We start from the raw sequence: 16,941 nt of genomic DNA on the forward strand, positions 1-16,941 counted from the left end.
CTCGTGACCCGGGTCAAAGCCAAGCGCATAGGGCGCACCCTTGCCTAGCTGATAAGCCGTCCCGGTTCGTCCGACCTAGCTGATAAGCCGTCCCGGTTCGTCCGAAATTGACTGTGGGCGTAGCGGGCAGTCCGTTGGCGGTTGTGGTCTCACCTCCAGGCGTGACGCCAGTCAGGTTAGACCAACCAAACACGCTGTCGTAAGAACGATTCTCAAGCATCAGAACGAAAACGTGCTGTATCGCTGCCATAGGTCGCCTCCGAATGTATTGCCCATGGGTTGCTGTTGAGCGCAATCAACTGGTTTATTTATATGCTCACGTCTGGAAAACGCAATGACAATCCGCCCCGTACTGCATTGCCCACAGCGTCGTATCCGGTTATTGGGTGGGTTTCATGTGTGCCCGCGACGCGCATGAGCGTTCGGCGACCCGACGCGAGGCTGTCCTTGATGCTTCTGCCGGACTGGGCCTGAGCAGGCTTCCCCTTGCACCCTCCGTAGCGCGCTACACCTGCTTACAAATCTCACACCGACGCGGTGCACCGTTCCGTCGGCTGCGACGTTCTTGTTGACACACATCAACGGAGCGCGACATGAGCACCAACCTGACTTCCGGTTCACCGCAACGCAACCGTATCCATCCTCTGGTTGCAGGTGCTGCCGTAGCCGTCATCCTGGCCAGCGCTACGGGTATCGCGGCGATGACAGGCTTTCTTCCGACGTCCCGCGCTGTAACGGCGCCTTCGACGCAAGCTATGCCTGTCGCGGCACAAATCGCCAGCGCGCCGGTTGCTTCACCGCAGCCCAACGCGGAGCAACGGGTGACCCGGGAGGAAGCGCCCGCGCAGCCGCGCGTCCATCACCACCCCAAGGTGCCGGTCGAGCAGGGTGCTAGGTATGCGAACAGCGACGCGTATCAATCCTCGGTGACATCCACGCCAAGGCCAGTCGCCGTTGACCCGAACGCTGGCGAAGTGGTCGCCGTCAATACGGTTCAGGAATCAGAACCCACTACGGGTCTCGGAGCGGTAGGCGGAGCCGTCGCTGGCGGGCTGTTGGGAAATCAAGTCGGTGGGGGGCGTGGTCGCATTCTGACCACGATTGCCGGCGCCGTCGGCGGCGGCCTCGCCGGCAATGGCATCGAGCATGCTGTACGGAAGGCGACGAGCTACCAGGTGCAGGTCCGAATGCAGGACGGCAGCTACCGGAATTTCAATTACTCAACGCAGCCGCCGGTCCAGGTTGGTGAGCGCGTTCACGTATCGGGCGACTCCCTGAGCGCGTTGTAATCAGGCTGCAAAACCGGTGGGACTTTTGCGGTTACTGCCGGTTACAGGATTGACAATACGGCCTTACCTGCTGCGGCTTGGCCCCCCTACAATCTGCGTCGTTCGTCGTTGTCTGGCATCCGTTAGAAACGGGCAGGACTGGAGAAGTCATGAAGCACGCTACCCTTATTCTCGCAGTGGGATTTTCTGCTGCCTGTGCGTCCAGCGGGGCTTTCGCTCACGCGGACATCGGCGTTTTTCTGGGGGTTCCTGGTCCCGTGTATGTCGCGCCACCTCCGGTCGTTTACGAGGCGCCGCCCCCGGTGGTCTACGCACCGGCCCCAGTCTATGGCTACGGATACCGCTATGGAGGCGACTACGGCGACGAGCGCCGATGGCATGACCACGGCCGCCACCGTGGATGGGAGCACCATCATCATGGTGATGATGACGACGACTGATTTACCGATGGCTGCGCGCCGATAGCGTTTGGACGGTCCTGAACGGAGTTCGATGCGCTGCGCGCGACAACCGTTCCCCAAAGCCTCCCCGGAACTGGCCGGAAGCAACATGAAAACCATTCTTGTGATAGATGACGAACGGAGCATTGTGACCGCGTGGAAACGCATCCTTCAATTCGAAGGCTATCGGGTGGTGACTGTTGGCAATGGTCTCGAGGGACTTGTCGCAGCGAAACAGGCAAAGCCCGACCTCATCATCACAGACCGGTCGATGCGGATAATGGATGGCGTTGAGTTTTGCCGCCACCTGAAGCGAAAACGGGAGTTGTCGCGAATTCCTGTGATTCTTACCAGCGCTGACCATCAGGAGCCAGGAGTCAGGCTATGGGATGAGTTTTTGCTTAAGCCGGTGACCACCGAGGTTCTGCTAGCGTCGATACGACACTTTCTGAACCGTGATGATGCTCATGCAGAAAGTCGCTGATTGCTGCGTGCACTGCCTGGACGACACCGTTGACGAGGAATGCGGTCAGCGCCGTAAGACTCGTTGTTGCCGTCCTCTTACTTCTCCAAAGCGGTGTACCGCAGGCGATTCGACCTCCGCTTGCCGGCCGCAGTGGACTGACGCCCACTTCTGATTCGTCCGTGCCAACCGTCCGCTCCGCGATGAAGGGTTTCAAAGGGGCAGGGGAATAGTCTCAGTAGATACAAGACACTGGTCACGGTGAGTGCCCGCGGGTCACCGCGTCACTTCGATACAGGAACCCGTGCTGTGAAGCGGGTGCCATCCTCTTTCGACGAACTGACCTCGATAGTGCCCCCATGTGCCTCGACAATCTCTTTGCAGATGAAGAGACCAAGTCCGAGTCCCCCACCCGGCGAACTCGTCGGCGGTCGCCAGTACGGCTCAAATACTTTTTGCAGCACCTCCGAGGGAATCGGCTCGCCCCGGTTTTCCACGCTCATATACAGACGGTTGTTATCAGTCGCCGCCCGGACAAAAACAGGTTCGCCCGCCGCGCCGTGAGTTAACGCGTTTCCCAGTAAATTTGATAGCAGTTGCTGCATGCGGTATGGGTCACAAGCAACGGGCCTCGTCACCACAAAATCAGTGACTATATCGCACGATGGATTGCCGAGTCTTAGCTCATCAACCACTGCTCGCAGACGCTCGTCGAGGTCGACGACAGGTTGAATCGAAACAGCCATTCCGGACCCCAGCCGCCCTCTGGCAAAATCCATTACGTCATCGATAAGGCGCGCCATCCGCGATACAGTGCGCTTTAGCCGGTTACCTGCATTCACCAGACTCGTGTCATCAGTGCGGCGAACCAGATATTCGGCCGTCGCATTAACGGCCGAAAGCGGATTGCGCAAGTCGTGTCCGAGCACGGCGATAAATTGTTCTCGCAAGGTGCCCGTCTCCCGCTCGGTCGCCAGTTGCGCCTCAGTCGATGACTGTCGCTGTTCGCTCTCAATCTGCATGGCAATCAGAGTAGCGAAAACTTCGAACATCCTGACAACTCGCGGCTCCGAAACGCGCGCGGGCCTCGGGTCGATGGCACACAGGTTTCCGAAGTAGTCGCCACCTGGTGTGATGATGGGCACGGATATATAGCTGCCCAGTTTGTATATCTTCGACGTGTGATGGCCACGATAGACAGCGTCGGTGCTGAAATCATCGATGATGATTGGGGTCCGAGCGACTCGGGATTCACAACACAACGTGCTATGCAGTTCGAGTTGCTGTCCGGCCTGCAACCCGAAGCCAATATTGTCGTGGACCGCGCAAGCGGTCCAGCTGAGGTCAGTTACCCGAGCGACAGCGGCGAAGCCCATGCCGGTTTCGTCGCAAATCATCTTAAGCATTGAAGGGACAGCGGCGATGCGCGATATCAACGCTATGTCACGGGATATCGACTGGGGCGACTCTTTTGACGAGTCTGCACTGAGCATGAGTCCTCCGGTCAGATTGATACCTGCTGGCATGATGGCAGGATGAGCGGCAGGCCACATTATCCCTCGCCGATTTGACTTCAGCGCGGAAATGCGTTGCAACGTGAGCGGTGCACGCGGGTTCAAGTGGCGCAGCGGCGTGAAAGTACAGACCTGGCGCAAGGTATGAGGTAAAAGCGCCGTCTCAGGCCTTACGCTGAGAGGCGCTCCAAATTGCAGAATTCGATGAGTTGCCCGCCTACCGGAATACCGAGCGGTGGGCCTCAAGCATCGCCGTTATCCAAGAGGACTCTGCGGCGACAGAGATGCCTTCCGCAGCACCAAAGGCCTTGGGCACCAGAAACCCACCATACTTCGTAAGCATGGTTAAAATGTGGGCATAGTCTTCGTTGCCGTCACTCACCAGCGCCTTCGGCGTACGACTTTGGGGAGCCGGACAGGCCACCACTCGCGTCCCTGATGGCGGCAATAACAACAATGCTTGCCCAGAACAGTGGGCCATCCTTGCGGACCCGCCATCCCTCCTCCGAGTATTCGCCGGCGGCGAGAGCGTTCTGCAGCACTTCCTCTGAATGTTCTGCCGCGGCCTGGTCGGGAGGATAGAACAACGAAAAATCGCGACCTATTACTTCGCTGGCGTGATACCCCTTCAGGTGCTGCGCGCCTCGGTTCCATGTCGTCGCTATTCCCGTCTCGCCGAGACGAAATATTGCGTACTCGCTAACAAAATCCACAGGCCGCCTGAAGGTGGCGTCGCTGGCATGAGCTCTCTTCCAGCGCGCACTGAGGCCGTCCCCGGTCGTCCCCGTATGGCTGGCTGTCCATTGATTCCCCCATGTGTTGTGACTAGCGTCGGCAGTTAATGCCGATGTTTTGCCAGCAACTCGACGAGCCTTTGCGGAGGTACCGGTTTGCCAACATGCTCGTCAAAACCCGCGGCGCGCGCGCGTTCGCGGTCTTCAGCCCGCACAAAAGCCGTGACGGCAATCGCGGGTATCCGATTACCCGTTGCCCGCAGGCCGGACATAAACTGATGACCGTCTTCCCCTGGCATACTGATGTCGGAGAAAATCACATCGACCGTCCGCTCCGAGAGAACTTCGCGCGCCTTCGCAGCCGAGTTCGCCCGATACGCGGCGACCTGCTCGTGTTCAAACAGCATGGCGAACGCGTCCAGCGTATCTTCATCATCATCGACGACAAGTACAGACATCCCTGCAACTGACGGTCGCACTTGGCTTCCGTCATGTCCAGATGCAGTAGCAGCAGCGGTGGCGGTGGCGGTGACGTGGCGGCCAGTCTGCAAGGGCAGTCGAACGGTGAATGTCGCTCCTGTGCCAACACCGTCGCTGAAAGCTGTAACACTGCCGTTATGCATGGCGACGATGCTTCGCGCGATGGCCAACCCTAGTCCCAAACCTCCGTGCTTCCTTGTGGTACTGCCGTCGGCCTGGGCAAACGGTTCGAAGATGGTATTGAGCAGACTCTTCGGAATTCCCTCTCCTGTATCGGTGACTGACAGTTCAGCGTAACCGTCGACTTCCTGGAGCGTCACGGTTATTTTGCCGCCGCTTGGCGTGTAGTTCAGTGCGTTACTCAGAAGATTTGCGAAGACCTGACGAAGCCGCGTTGCGTCTCCCGGAACGAACGCGCCGACGCCCAGCAGGTCTGTGGTAGTTATCCCCTTTTTTTCGGCCAGGGGGGTCACGTTATCGAGCTCGGCGCGCGCTGCATCGGCAACGTTGATAGGGGCCGTCAACACAGTCAGCTTGCCTGCCGTAATTCGGCTAACGTCCAGGAGGTCATCGACCAGACGGGTTTGCGCAGCAATATTGCGACGGATGACGCTTACGCCGTGCTTCACGAACTCTTCATCGATAGCCCGGCGCTCCAGGAGGTCAACCCACGCCAGGACGGCAGTCAGGGGCGCACGCAGTTCATGTGAAACTGAGGCGATAAAGGTATCTTTCGTGTCGCTGGCGTGTTGCGCCATTTCCTTCTGAAGGCGCTCACGTTCAAGCAGGCGGTCACGCTGCGCCTCAAGCTGTTTCTGCGAGGAAATATCGATGGTAATACCGTCAAAGCGCGTCGGCTTACCACTTGGGTCGAACGTGGTGCGACCCTTGGCGCGAATCCAGCGCATCTCCCCGGTCGGCGAAAGAGTTCGGTACTCAACGTCGTATGAGACATTCGAGAACACTGCGGCGAGGATTTCCTTGCGTGTTCGTTCCCTGTCGTCGGGGTGCAACCGGGCATAAAAGAGGTCGAAGTCCACTTCGGCGTCGTAAGGCAGCCAGAAGTGCTCCTTGCACTTGTCGTTCCAGACCATTTCGCGCAAGGGGACAGGGCAGTAAAATGTGCCAATGTCCGCGGCCAGGATAGCAGACGCGAGTCGCTCTCTTGCGTCCTCTACTGACTCAGCCGTGGGCTGTTGCGGAGGCGGTTCTGGAATCTGCTGGGAGCCCATACATAGCTAATTGGATGTTTGTGGGAACGCAATGGGGGCCGCGCGCAATGGCCAGTGGGTTCGCTTTCTTAGTACGTACGCACTCTGTAGCTATTCGTATCAGCAACTACCGAAGGCTTCAGCCAGAACCTCCAAAATGCTGCCGCAATATTCGGACCCAGCTTTCAAATGCGCACCGGATGGGCGCAGCGATTATGCAATAACGTGTTTGTGCAAACGCCTAAAGCCTTCACACGTCAGCTTCGCGCTCAACTAGCCGACGCGCTCATCCGCATGGCATAGTTTGATATCTTAACTGCGGAGACGCGAATGGCGACCTTGGAATCCTTGCAAGCAAAAATCCAGAAACTACAGATGCAAGCTGAAGCGCTCGCTGCAAAGAAGTCGAGCGCCGTCATAGAGAAGATTAAGAACTTGATGGCAGAACACGGTCTTACGACTGCTGACATCGATGCGCACACTGGCTGCAAAAAGCGTGGACCCAAGCCGGGAGCCAAGGCCGCAGCCAAGTCGTCGGCTTCGGCCGCAAAGTACCGTGACCCGAAGACGGGCGCGACATGGTCGGGTCATGGCCGCGCGCCGGGCTGGATTGCTTCAGCGAAGAACCGCGACAAATTCTTGGTTGACGGAGGTTCGGCGACGCCGAAGCAGAAGCCCTCTCCTGCCAGCGAAGCAAAGACTGCCGGCAATTATGTTCGCGGCCCGCAGCCTGCGCTTTACGCTGACCCTAAGAGTGGTGCGACATGGAGCGGTCGCGGACGCGCGCCGGCGTGGATTGCTAACGTCAAGGACCGCAGCAAATTTTTGATTGCAGGTGGTGGTCAAGCGACGGTCGCTTTGACTAAGGGGACTGCGGGCAAGGCCAAACCTGCCGGCAAGAAGACGTCGAAAGTTGCAAGCCGGGCAAAAACTGTCGGCAACTATGTTCGCGGCCCGCAGCCGGCGCTCTATCGTGACCCGAAGACCGGCGCGACCTGGAGTGGACGTGCACGAGCACCCGCTTGGATTGCTAATGCGAAGGACCGCAGCAAGTTTCTGATTGATGGCGCTCCTGTAGCTGGCAAGAAGCCGGCTGCCACCGATGCTGCTGTAAAGAAGGCTCCGGCGGTGAAGAAGGCTGCTGCCAAGAACGCCGCGGGCGCGAAGGGGTCGACTAAGAACGTTGCGGCGAAAAAGGCATCGGGCAAGAGCGCTAGTGCGGCCGACCCGGCGGGGTCGGACAAGGCAGATGCCCGGTTGACGAGCTGAACGCCCGGCTCAAGTGCACAGTAGGAGTGGAATGTTGCCGGCCCAACTGTGCAGTATGCGCGTATCAACACCCGGTCGCTCAATGCGACAGCGGAATACCGCCCTAGGGTGCGCTCACGGCGGCTGCTCACCATCCTGGACCATACGTTGGCGCTGGAGGCGGGGGCGCGTGGCGGCGTCTACTTTGGAACCAGTCGTGAAGTGACCTCACCGACTCAAATTCCATGAAGTCGCAATTGCCTGAGCTTTCATCTCGAACGAGAAGTTCGAGCCCGGAAGCATTGCGCTCCCCAAGACTACAGAGCCATTCTATGTAGGCCTCAAATTCGTCGATGGGTAGCATCCTAGTGGTCGGGTCTTCGAAAAACGAACGGGCAAATGCAACTGCGCTTACCCGCGATTCCTCGGCTGGAACATCGTCTTCCAGCTTGCAACCGCGCCCAAAGATGTAACGATTGCATACTTCCTTCCTGTAGACGTTGATGCTAGGTCGACGTTGAGGAAGGTTCATCCAAGCGATGAAATGGCAACGGTCATGGTGGCTGCGCATACGTGCGTTAAGCGCCAACTGTTCACACAAGCTTGTGGGCCGGCCCCCGCGAAAACCGGACACGAGGTAACGCTTAAACTTTGAGGTAGTCTTACGCCTATGTTTAAGCCCAGCTCTAACGTGGAACCGATTGAAGTTCTGACCCAGCCCGAACAGCGCCGCCGGCGCTCTGTCGATGAGAAGCTCGCGATAGTGCGCGAGACCTTCGAGCCCGGAGCAAGCGTTTCCGGAGTTGCCCGTCGTCATCAGGTGAATGCAAACCAGGTGTTCGCCTGGCGCAAGCTCTATCAGGACGGAAGCCTGTCAGCAGTCAGTGCTGGCGAGCAGGTTGTGCCTGCATCCGACCTGGCCGAAGCGATGAAGCAGATTCGTGAACTCCAGCGACTGCTGGGCAAAAATGGTATGGACGCCTCCTCATCGCATAATTGAGGCCTCGTCCTACCGGAGAGCGCAAATGGAACCGACAGTCGTGGGCGTAGACATCGCCAAGCGGGTTTTCCAGCTGCACTGGATAGTTACAGATACCGGCGAGGTGTTCGACAGACAGCTTCGTCGTACCGAGTTTCTGGAGCACTTTGCTAATCGCGAACGATGCCTTGTTGGGATGGAGGCTTGTGGAGGTTCACAGCACTGGGCACGTCGTCTCATTGAGCTCGGGCACGAGGTCAAGCTGATGCCCGGCAAGCTGGTGAAGGCGTTCGTGACAGGAAACAAGAATGACGTAGCTGATGCGCGTGCCATCTGGGCAGCAGCAAAACACCCGGGTGTGAGGGCCGTGCCGGTTAAGACTGAAGCCCAGCAGGCCGTTCTTGCGTTGCATCGAATGCGGCAGCAGCTCGTTATATTCCGACGCTCCCAGTCCAACTGTCTGAGGGGTTTGCTGGGAGAGTACGGAGAAGTGATGGGCGTTGGGCGTGCGGCAATGAACCGGGCCATGCCAGACGTCCTGCAGCGTCTCGATTCGCGCCTGCCACGGGTATTGATAGATTCTCTTCGAGAGCAATGGCAGCGGCTAGTCGATATCGACAAGCAGATTGCTGTCATTGAGCAGCGACTACGTGCATGGTTACGTGAGAACCCGGCCTGCAGGGCAATCGCAGAAATCCCGGGCGTGGGATTCCTCACTGCTACTGCCGCTGTCGCTTCCATGGGCGACCCGAAAGCCTTCCGGTCCGGGCGGGAATTCGCGGCGTGGCTGGGGCTTGTTCCCGCGCAGTTCGGAACTGGTGGCAAGGTCCGCCTGCTTGGCATCAGTAAGCGAGGAGACCGATATCTGCGGACCCTTATGATTCACGGTGCCCGCTCCGTCATGAAACATGCGAAAGACCCAGGTTCGTGGGCCGTGCAATTAAGCATGCGTCGTCCGCTCAATGTCGTAGTCGTTGCGATGGCAAACAAAATTGCCCGAACTATATGGGCGCTGCTGGCCCACGGTCGTTCATACAGCGCTAGCTACCCACCGCCCGTCGCGGCGACTTGACCCACCACCGTACCACGTCGTTCTGATTCTCAACTCTATCGTTCAAGGTTGCGCAAGGTGACGTTGCAATGGTAAACAGGTAAGACCGAGACTCATCAAACCTGCATCGTCTTCCGGACGTCATGGTCCGTGGCAAAAATGAGGATTGAGTCAGCGGATTCCATTGGGGCCAGCGGGCATCGACCTGCACGGGCCGAATATAAAACCGCAGCCTGCATCTGTTCGACAACGCAACAAGTCCTTGGCAAGCCGGAGGCGTCCATATAAAGACGATGGAAGTGGAAATCCTCCGCGAAGCAGTGGAGTACGGCCGGGCAAAAAAATTGATTGCGCGCTCACCATTGCTGCCGGGGGACGACCGATGAAGACGGTCTGCGAAGTCCTGGGTGTGTCGCGCTCGAATCTCGCGGTGAAATCAAAGCGCGACGCTGAATGGGTCGACAGGCGTAAGACGCCCGCCCGTGACGACATGCCGCTCGTCGCGGAGCTCCAGGAGTTGGTCGCTGATTTGCCAACTTACGGCTACCGGCGCGCCTGGGCCCTGCTACGGCGAAACCGCGACGCACAGGGGCAGCCTCGCGTTAATGCAAAACGGGTTTATCGGGTTATGCATACCTACGGCCTGCTGCTCGAACGCCGCCCGCGCCATGCCCAGTCAACGCGCCGACACGACGGCAGGGTCGCGGTGGACCGGAGCAATGCGCGCTGGTGCTCGGACGGCTTCGAATTCCGTTGTGATGACGGCTCGCCGCTGCGCGTCATCTTTGCACTCGACTGCTGCGACCGGGAGGCCATGAGCTGGGCTGCGACCACTGGAGGCTATACCGGAGACATGGTGCGCGATGTGATGCTTCAGGCTGTAGAAAACCGTTTCGATGGTGCGCTGAAAGCCGACAACGAAATCGAATGGCTCAGCGACAACGGTTCCTGCTACCTGGCCGAGGACACGCTGACGTTCTCGAAAAAAGTGGGCCTGAAACCCATCACGACGCCGGTCAGAAGTCCGCAGAGCAACGGCATGGCCGAGAGCTTCGTCAAAACGATGAAGAGAGACTACGTCTCGTGGATGCCCAAGCCGGACGCGAGAACCGCGTTGCAGAACCTGGCCATCGCGTTTGACCACTACAACGAGTCGCATCCGCACAGCGCCCTGAAATACTGCTCGCCACGCGAGTTTCGCCAGCGAGCAAATTCACCAACCTAAGCGTGACCGCATGTCCGGTCATGCGGGGGCAAGTCCAGCTTGCCGCCTTCCCTTTCTTCTCCTCACTCGAAAGTTGGGGGAGCGTAAATTTGAACTCGACAAGCATAAATGCCGATTCATTCGTCAAAATATAGTCAGCAAGAACGTGTCGGTCTTGTCCGTCCAGCGCAATATGCCGGAAGTTATGCTTGCGCTTGCCTGCTTCGGTATGCATGAACATGTTGAAGCCATCAATGACGGCTTGTTCGTGACGTGGCATAAATTCTTTGCAGCAGCCTAGAAAATGGCGCCCTTCAGCCGTCGGTAGCTGCGGAGCATCCAACAATCAAAGGGTGGAGGTTTTGTAGCTTCAGGATGACTATCTACCGTCCTTCTTGCTCTCCTTCACTTTTTCAAGGACGGAGTCGATAGTCTTCTCATTTCGAAGCAGGAACGACTTATGTAATCGCCCCAGAAGATTTCTTGGGTTAGATGGCTGGTTGCCGTGAGCCGGAAGCTTCTTGACATCTGCACGAACCTCATTGACTAATTGTGTTCGCAAGTCGATTCCGACTGCTTGCGCAAGTCGCTGCCTCTCATCAATGGGCAGTGAGAACATGTACATATGACGTGCAACGATTCCTTGGAGCAACCGATGACCGAAGACGTTCGTTTTCACATTCCTCGACAGTTGCTCGATAGCCGCCATTGGAACGTGACCTGGATAACTGAGCTGTGCAGCAATGCTGACTAGCGAGAACGTATCTTGATTGGCCTCTCGGGCGACTTGCTCTACCGTCTCTTTCAGTTTCGGGGACCCGACTAGCTCTCCCTGCCGAGCAAGTAGGCCCTCTGCAAAAAGTCCGAGGGAGTAGAAAATAAGCCTTTGCGCCTGCTTATCCGCTTCCTCTTTGGTGAGCTTGGGCAACCGGTCTCTCAGTTTCGCGCTGACGTCCTCCATCAATGCTTCCGGAGCTTCGTTGACGAGATTAAGAAACCTATTGACGCCGCGCAGCGGTCCCGCAAACAGCTCGCAAACAAGTTCACGTTTGAACGACTTGTCGAGAGAACCGTATCGGTTCTTTAATATCTGTCCAAGTATCTCGCTCGTCTTGAAAAGCAGATTTAGCTGAGCAACTTGGTCGAGTTCCTCAAGAGAGGCAACTTCACCCTCCGGCTCGTGCTCGGGCAACCTCGAAGCTTCGTCGGCCTGCTCTCGTTGCGACGAGCGGTTCGCCTCAACATTACTGGCGTCAACGATTATCTTCGCGCGTTGTGTGACCCACTTGTTCAGTACAACCGTGTCACGCTGTAAATCGAACGGCGAGACATCGGCGACCAGTTTAGCGAGAACTCCAGCCACTTCACGGATTATCCACTTGCTGGCACTATGATGCGTCAAGAACAGGACTATGTTGGCATTGTCACGTAAGTAGAGATGCTGACAGGCGTGAAGCACCATCGCGCGAAGTTCGGGGCGGTCCTCAATGTTGTTCGCAATATGCTTCGCAGCGAAAAAATACCGAATGTACTCGTACCTGAACGAGTAGCTACTTCCAGTCTTAGCCAGAACCCTGCATCGGCTCAGCAGGTCCAGCCGAGACGCCAAATCGGTCCGGTGAATGTTCTCGGAAAATTCAGCGTTAAACCGCTCAAGGTCGGTCTCGTCGAGACTCTTTACACCGCTGGAATGGAAGACCCAGGCAAGGTTTGCCAGATAGCTAAAGACTTCGTCGAGCTCTTCACCGCGGAGCTTCGCCTGGAACAAGCTTCTCCGAATGAGGAACTCGTAGTATTCAGCCATACCGGAGTTGGCAAGCGACCCTTTAGCGCTCACCTCGAGAGACTGCAACAGGACTAGGACGTTGAATGCAGTTGTGGGAACGAGACCTTTCCCTATCACCGAATCTATAATGCTCTCCGCGTCGTGAACACGAGCCTGAAGGTCGGCGGGCGGATAAGCGTCACCCAGTGTCAACCACCGTCGGATAAGCAATGACCGCAGCTTATACCCAAAGCCAAGCAGGCGATATTGCGAAAACCGTGCGCCGATTTCGGCAGTGCGAGCAGAGGAGAGCTCCGCTACATCAAAGCGTTCGCTCACAGAGACGACGGCTTGCTGGAAATGACGGTCAACGTACTCCAGCGCCTTTGCGAGGGTCTCCGGCCGATGATTCGTCCTGTCGAGGTCGTCCACCAGAAGCACCTTCGATGCTTTTTCGAGTTGCCCGTATTTCGTAGCCGTATCGGGCCCATATTGCGATTCAATGGCATTGTGCAGTATACGTTCCAACCGCTCTTCTGACTCGCTCAAGAGGTCGCGGCCAGTCACAAGCACCGGTACGTAGCCAGCATTGAAGTAAGCTTTGTAGAGAGTGTGCAACAGCGCCGTCTTGCCGAACTGGTCATCGCCACGGACAAGGGCCTTCCCAATTTTGTTGATTTGCTTCGCCAGGATTTCCGCGCTGATGGTCGTGGGCCCATCCAGTTCAATCGCGGAAAGCTCGTGCAAGTCCGGGTACACGAAAATATCCGACAGAACGATGCGTTCCTTGCTTGGATGGGTGAACGTGGCACCAACGTCCTCAAGGCGCGCTTTCGTCTCATCGGTCAATGCAAAGCCGTCATTTCGCCGGGGCGGCAACGGAACGAAGGAGTCCCACACTGCGTCTCCGTCGGTCGGCATATACCGTTGTCCGTCCCATGCAAAGTCGACCTTCGCGAACAGCTGCTTGTCAAGGTCGAGCTTCACTACGGAGAAAGAGCTAACTCCATCTGGTTCATGCGGGTCCAATGCGCCTGCTTCAAGATTCAAACTGTCGCCGAATTGCAAGTCACTCACCGTCGACGCGCTCGCCGAATGCTCGTGACCTGACATCACCACTTGGTATTGACTGCGGCAAAGTTCCCGTAGGGGGTGGTAAGTGTTCTGCGCATACCAATTCAACGGATGATGCATCAGCGCAATGCGCACTGATGCGTTCCCTTTCGCCGCGTTCACATATCGCTTTACGGGGAAAACGAGCTTTCCTGGCGTCTCCGGGACCTGAGACAGCCAGCTTGCATTGATAGCACTGAAAGAGATAACGTGGTCGTCGACCGGAACTTCATGCTGCACCCAAAGCCGGTCACGAAAGGTCGCGTAATCGGATGAGAATCGCTCTGCAAAGGCGAAATAATGCGCTTGGGGCGCCACGCAGGCGTCGATGACGCTGTCATCGATATCTCCCCCGCTGATAACACTGTCGATGATTGCCTTTCTCGCGGCGTTTGGTCGCTTGAACGTGCCGTCATGGTTTCCAGGAACCGTGACCATGTAGACAACCGTGTCGCTCTTCACCCTCCCCCGAATGCAGTCGAGCAGGTTACCAAAGAACCTATCGGCTAACTCGTATTCCTTATCCTCTCCGCCGTATGCAATGTCTCCAGTCACTACGACGAAGACAGCGCGAACATCGGGCAGAAGATTGTTCGCGGTTGCGCAGATTTTTTCCCATCTATCAAGGACATGCGTCTTTCCCTCCTTGATATGGATGTCACTGAGATGGAGGATGGCGATTTTCATTCTAATTCTGATGACCTCGGCATGTAATCCTGCAAGTGTACTTCAAGCGTCGCATCGAAAACCGGTTATGCACTGACTCTGAGCAGACGCGCGGCTTGCAGAAAGCCTCACCGGCGACTTTCTTTATTGCCTATCCGAAAAAAAACGAGGCGTCGATTAGGTGGCGTCACGGGAACAAGTTCAAGTGACCAACATGTATCACCGGCGTCAATACCGCGCCGACGAGTACACCGCTACCACCTATCCGAGGATGCAAGAACATTTCTCAAACCCGGGGGTTTGTGCCCTGCTCATCGGATGGCCAGTCTATTGCCCGCAAACCTAGCGAGCCTGAGCGGCGCCGTGAGCGCACCGCTCGAGCAAATTGCATCTGCCAACCATTTTGAAAACACTGGAGTGGGCGCATTACTCTCGAGCATGGCGCGTCGGCTTGGGGTCAACGCAGCCAAGCGTTCTTGCAGCGCAAGCAGTACTATGAGTGCATGCAAACGCCGTTAGGACCGGATAGTGCTCCGCCCCCCCCCAATCTAAACTGCTACCTCGCGGCCCATGCCGCTGCAGCCCGCGCAACGACCGCGGAGCGAGCGACACCTTACACGTCACCTCATTGTCGTCTCAGTAAGACGCGTAATTCAGCAACCAGGAACCGTCTTGATTGATGAACTCGTAGACGACCGCTTGGCTTTCGCCGCTCTCCGGGCTGTAGTAGACCGTACGGTAGCGGAAGGAGTTGAGAGACTTCTGTGTCCATGAATCGGTGCGTAGAACGCTAAGACAGCGACTCTTTGGCGCGTACTTCATGGTCCCCCACGGTGCGGGTATAAAGCCGTTGCCAATTTGCGACGAGGTGTACATGCTCAATACACGGGAGTCGTTCCAATCCTGATAGCAAGCCGCCTTTGACATCACTGAAAGCATCACGGGTTGAGCGGAAACGACCACGCTTCGGAAAGAAGCATCGCGCGACGACAGCGAAGCCGTCAGCGCGCTGCGCAACTGTCCTTGCTGCTCAGCGGACAGCGACGGCCCGAACATCGCAGGCGTGCCGCTGCCGCTCGGCACCATTGCCTGATTAACCTGAGCAAGGCCATTGTTGAGGCTTTGCAAAGCGGCGCCTGTCTCAGCGCAACCAACGCATGCGACCGCCACTGCGGCCAAAGCAAGATGCAACTTCACGCGTTTATCCCGTTTAATGAGTTGTGACCTCTGGATATCGGCTTCCGCATCCAAGTCTTTAGGCCTGTCGAACACCGCCAAAGAGATTAAAGCGAAATACTCACAATCGACTTGGAACGGGAGCATAAGATAGAGATAATTGTTGCCGCGCGTCGTTGCGACGCGACCTAAAATATATTCATGACGCATAGGGGTGATTCAATGTTGAAGGCAGGTGTTATTGCGGCCGTTACCTGTAGTCTTCTGGCTTTCGCCGCCTGCGGCAGCAAGCAGGATGCGAATAAGAGCAACTTCCAATCTGCTATCCAGGACTATCTTGATACCAAGAAAGGCGTGTGCGTCATGGTTCCCGCGAAGGACTTGCCCTTCACGCTGCAGAAGTCGGGCGGTATGAACTTTATCAACGAGCCAGAAAAGGCTGCGGCGTTAGTAAGCGCCGGCTTGCTTTCGGCCAAAGATACGCAAGTGAAGGCCGCATTTGGTAATCAGATGGTCGCGGGCGTCGAATACTCGCTCACTGATGAAGGCAAGAAGTATCTGGTCAAAGGTGGCGCCGACAATATGGGCAAATGGGATGCCTTCTGCGGTGGCAAGTACAAAGTGAAGGAAGTGGAAAACTTCACGCAACCGGCGGATATGTTTGGCACCAAGATTTCTCAAGTCAACTACCTGTACGAGGTCGACGACGCGCCAGCTTGGGCGAAACAGCCGGCAATTCAGGCCGCATATCCTTCAGTACAGCATGACTTGAGCGGTGCACCTGGGGACAAGGCCGTGCTCGTTGTGACCAATGATGGCTGGATGCACGAGCGACTGTTCAAGAGCAAGGGCGGCTGACGCACGGACCGAAACGCTGTAGACAGCTCTCTTCGCGGCTCTCGCCACTTCCTTTTGTTGAGCGGGAACCAAACGACTGTCGGCGGGCCGCTAAGAACGGCTTCGACCATGCTGCTGAGGAATCTATGAGAATCCGAGCTACCATTTCCCTTGCATCGATTTTGCTGGGAGCTGGCCTTGCTATAAAATTTTTATTTGCCGCTGCGTATTTCAGCGCTGCGGCCGTGTTCCTGTGCGGGATTCTGGTCGGCGCTGCGGCTATGCTGGGTTTCGTCGATTCTTTCTTTTCACCCTGGTGGGAGGCTGGTGCAGCCATCTGTACCTGTCTGTCAATAGCCGCAGTGTTCTGCGAAACTCCGGGCGCCGACATAGAAAGACAAAAAGTACAGCTGGAAATATGGCATCAGACCATGAGTGTCGAATTTGGGCTGTTCGGACAAGTTCAAGGCAGTCCTGCATTCGACAGCGCAGCGCACAAAGCCTTTCAAACATGTGCGCTACAAAACACCGTCGACATGATGGAAACGACTGTAGCGGCAGAAAAAGCCATTCAGTTTGGCCCGACGAGTTCGCTGGTTGATGCCTCCGTCCAAAGCGTGCAGGCAGACAAGTCACCTCCGGATTGCCTCGCCTTGTTCAAGGTGATGTACCGCGAAAATCCTTCGCCGTTCTCGACCATTGTCTCTGAGCACGGTCAGTGGCTGCGGAAACATGGAGTTATTGAATAAGGAGCTGCTCATGTTGCGTAGC

General features: G+C 56.8%; 14 protein-coding genes and 2 pseudogenes. 10 read left to right on the forward strand and 6 right to left on the reverse strand.

Annotated features, from left to right (window positions below; translation table 11 throughout):
• Positions 1 to 13: 13 nt before the first annotated feature.
• Positions 14 to 250 carry an alkaline phosphatase family protein gene (locus OH764_RS31885; protein WP_498849969.1) on the reverse strand — a complete coding sequence of 79 codons (237 nt, stop codon included), beginning with the start codon at positions 248 to 250 and terminating at the stop codon, positions 14 to 16.
• Positions 251 to 593: 343 nt separating this feature from the next.
• Here OH764_RS31885 and OH764_RS31890 point away from each other — a divergent pair, with 343 nt between their 5' ends.
• From OH764_RS31890 to OH764_RS31900, 3 genes are all read left to right on the forward strand, one after another.
• Positions 594 to 1,289 (forward strand): glycine zipper 2TM domain-containing protein, encoded by a 696-nt coding sequence (locus OH764_RS31890; protein ID WP_309587248.1) that lies wholly within the window; start codon positions 594 to 596, stop codon positions 1,287 to 1,289.
• 149 nt (positions 1,290 to 1,438) lie between these two features.
• Positions 1,439 to 1,729, forward strand: a complete 291-nt coding sequence (locus OH764_RS31895; protein ID WP_309587250.1) for a hypothetical protein — start codon at positions 1,439 to 1,441, stop codon at positions 1,727 to 1,729.
• A 109-nt stretch (positions 1,730 to 1,838) separates the two neighbouring features.
• Positions 1,839 to 2,213 carry a response regulator gene (locus OH764_RS31900; RefSeq protein ID WP_498849970.1) on the forward strand — a complete coding sequence of 125 codons (375 nt, stop codon included), beginning with the start codon at positions 1,839 to 1,841 and terminating at the stop codon, positions 2,211 to 2,213.
• Between the two features lie 263 nt (positions 2,214 to 2,476).
• Here the strand turns inward: OH764_RS31900 and OH764_RS31905 are convergent, their stop codons facing one another.
• The 3 genes from OH764_RS31905 to OH764_RS31915 all read right to left on the reverse strand — a co-directional run bounded on the left by OH764_RS31905 (position 2,477) and on the right by OH764_RS31915 (position 6,014).
• Positions 2,477 to 3,745: a GAF domain-containing sensor histidine kinase gene (locus tag OH764_RS31905; protein ID WP_498849971.1), complete on the reverse strand. Its 1,269-nt coding sequence runs from the start codon at positions 3,743 to 3,745 to the stop codon at positions 2,477 to 2,479.
• A 335-nt stretch (positions 3,746 to 4,080) separates the two neighbouring features.
• Complete coding sequence (locus OH764_RS31910; RefSeq protein ID WP_498849972.1) at positions 4,081 to 4,419, reverse strand: PAS domain-containing protein; 339 nt, start codon at positions 4,417 to 4,419, stop codon at positions 4,081 to 4,083.
• 125 nt (positions 4,420 to 4,544) lie between these two features.
• The gene (locus OH764_RS31915; RefSeq protein ID WP_498849973.1) at positions 4,545 to 6,014 is read right to left on the reverse strand and encodes an ATP-binding response regulator; all 1,470 of its coding nucleotides are present in this window, start codon (positions 6,012 to 6,014) and stop codon (positions 4,545 to 4,547) included.
• A gap of 447 nt (positions 6,015 to 6,461) precedes the next feature.
• Here OH764_RS31915 and OH764_RS31920 point away from each other — a divergent pair, with 447 nt between their 5' ends.
• The 5 genes and pseudogenes from OH764_RS31920 (at position 6,462) to OH764_RS31940 (ending at position 10,914) form a co-directional block, all read left to right on the forward strand.
• Positions 6,462 to 7,400, forward strand: a complete 939-nt coding sequence (locus OH764_RS31920) for an H-NS family nucleoid-associated regulatory protein (RefSeq protein WP_498849974.1) — start codon at positions 6,462 to 6,464, stop codon at positions 7,398 to 7,400.
• Positions 7,401 to 8,049: 649 nt separating this feature from the next.
• A pseudogene (locus OH764_RS31925) lies at positions 8,050 to 8,358 on the forward strand (transposase); the annotation flags it as partial.
• Positions 8,359 to 8,404: 46 nt separating this feature from the next.
• Positions 8,405 to 9,430: an IS110 family RNA-guided transposase gene (locus OH764_RS31930; protein ID WP_498848681.1), complete on the forward strand. Its 1,026-nt coding sequence runs from the start codon at positions 8,405 to 8,407 to the stop codon at positions 9,428 to 9,430.
• 266 nt (positions 9,431 to 9,696) lie between these two features.
• Positions 9,697 to 10,634: pseudogene (locus tag OH764_RS31935) on the forward strand (IS3 family transposase); the annotation flags it as partial.
• Positions 10,635 to 10,644: 10 nt separating this feature from the next.
• A complete protein-coding gene (locus OH764_RS31940) occupies positions 10,645 to 10,914 on the forward strand; it encodes a hypothetical protein (RefSeq protein WP_498849975.1) in 270 nt (89 codons plus the stop codon).
• Positions 10,915 to 10,992: 78 nt separating this feature from the next.
• Here the strand turns inward: OH764_RS31940 and OH764_RS31945 are convergent, their stop codons facing one another.
• Both OH764_RS31945 and OH764_RS31950 read right to left on the reverse strand, forming a co-directional pair.
• Positions 10,993 to 14,178 carry an anti-phage protein gene (locus OH764_RS31945; RefSeq protein WP_498849976.1) on the reverse strand — a complete coding sequence of 1,062 codons (3,186 nt, stop codon included), beginning with the start codon at positions 14,176 to 14,178 and terminating at the stop codon, positions 10,993 to 10,995.
• Between the two features lie 615 nt (positions 14,179 to 14,793).
• Complete coding sequence (locus OH764_RS31950) at positions 14,794 to 15,543, reverse strand: hypothetical protein (protein WP_498849977.1); 750 nt, start codon at positions 15,541 to 15,543, stop codon at positions 14,794 to 14,796.
• Between the two features lie 12 nt (positions 15,544 to 15,555).
• On the opposite strand from OH764_RS31950, the gene OH764_RS31955 reads away from it, so the two are divergent.
• Positions 15,556 to 16,191: a hypothetical protein gene (locus OH764_RS31955; RefSeq protein ID WP_498849978.1), complete on the forward strand. Its 636-nt coding sequence runs from the start codon at positions 15,556 to 15,558 to the stop codon at positions 16,189 to 16,191.
• 125 nt (positions 16,192 to 16,316) lie between these two features.
• A complete protein-coding gene (locus OH764_RS31960) occupies positions 16,317 to 16,919 on the forward strand; it encodes a hypothetical protein (RefSeq protein WP_498849979.1) in 603 nt (200 codons plus the stop codon).
• Positions 16,920 to 16,941 lie beyond the last annotated feature (22 nt).

The organism is Burkholderia sp. M6-3, from assembly GCF_050858985.1.
Lineage (GTDB): Bacteria > Pseudomonadota > Gammaproteobacteria > Burkholderiales > Burkholderiaceae > Paraburkholderia > Paraburkholderia caledonica.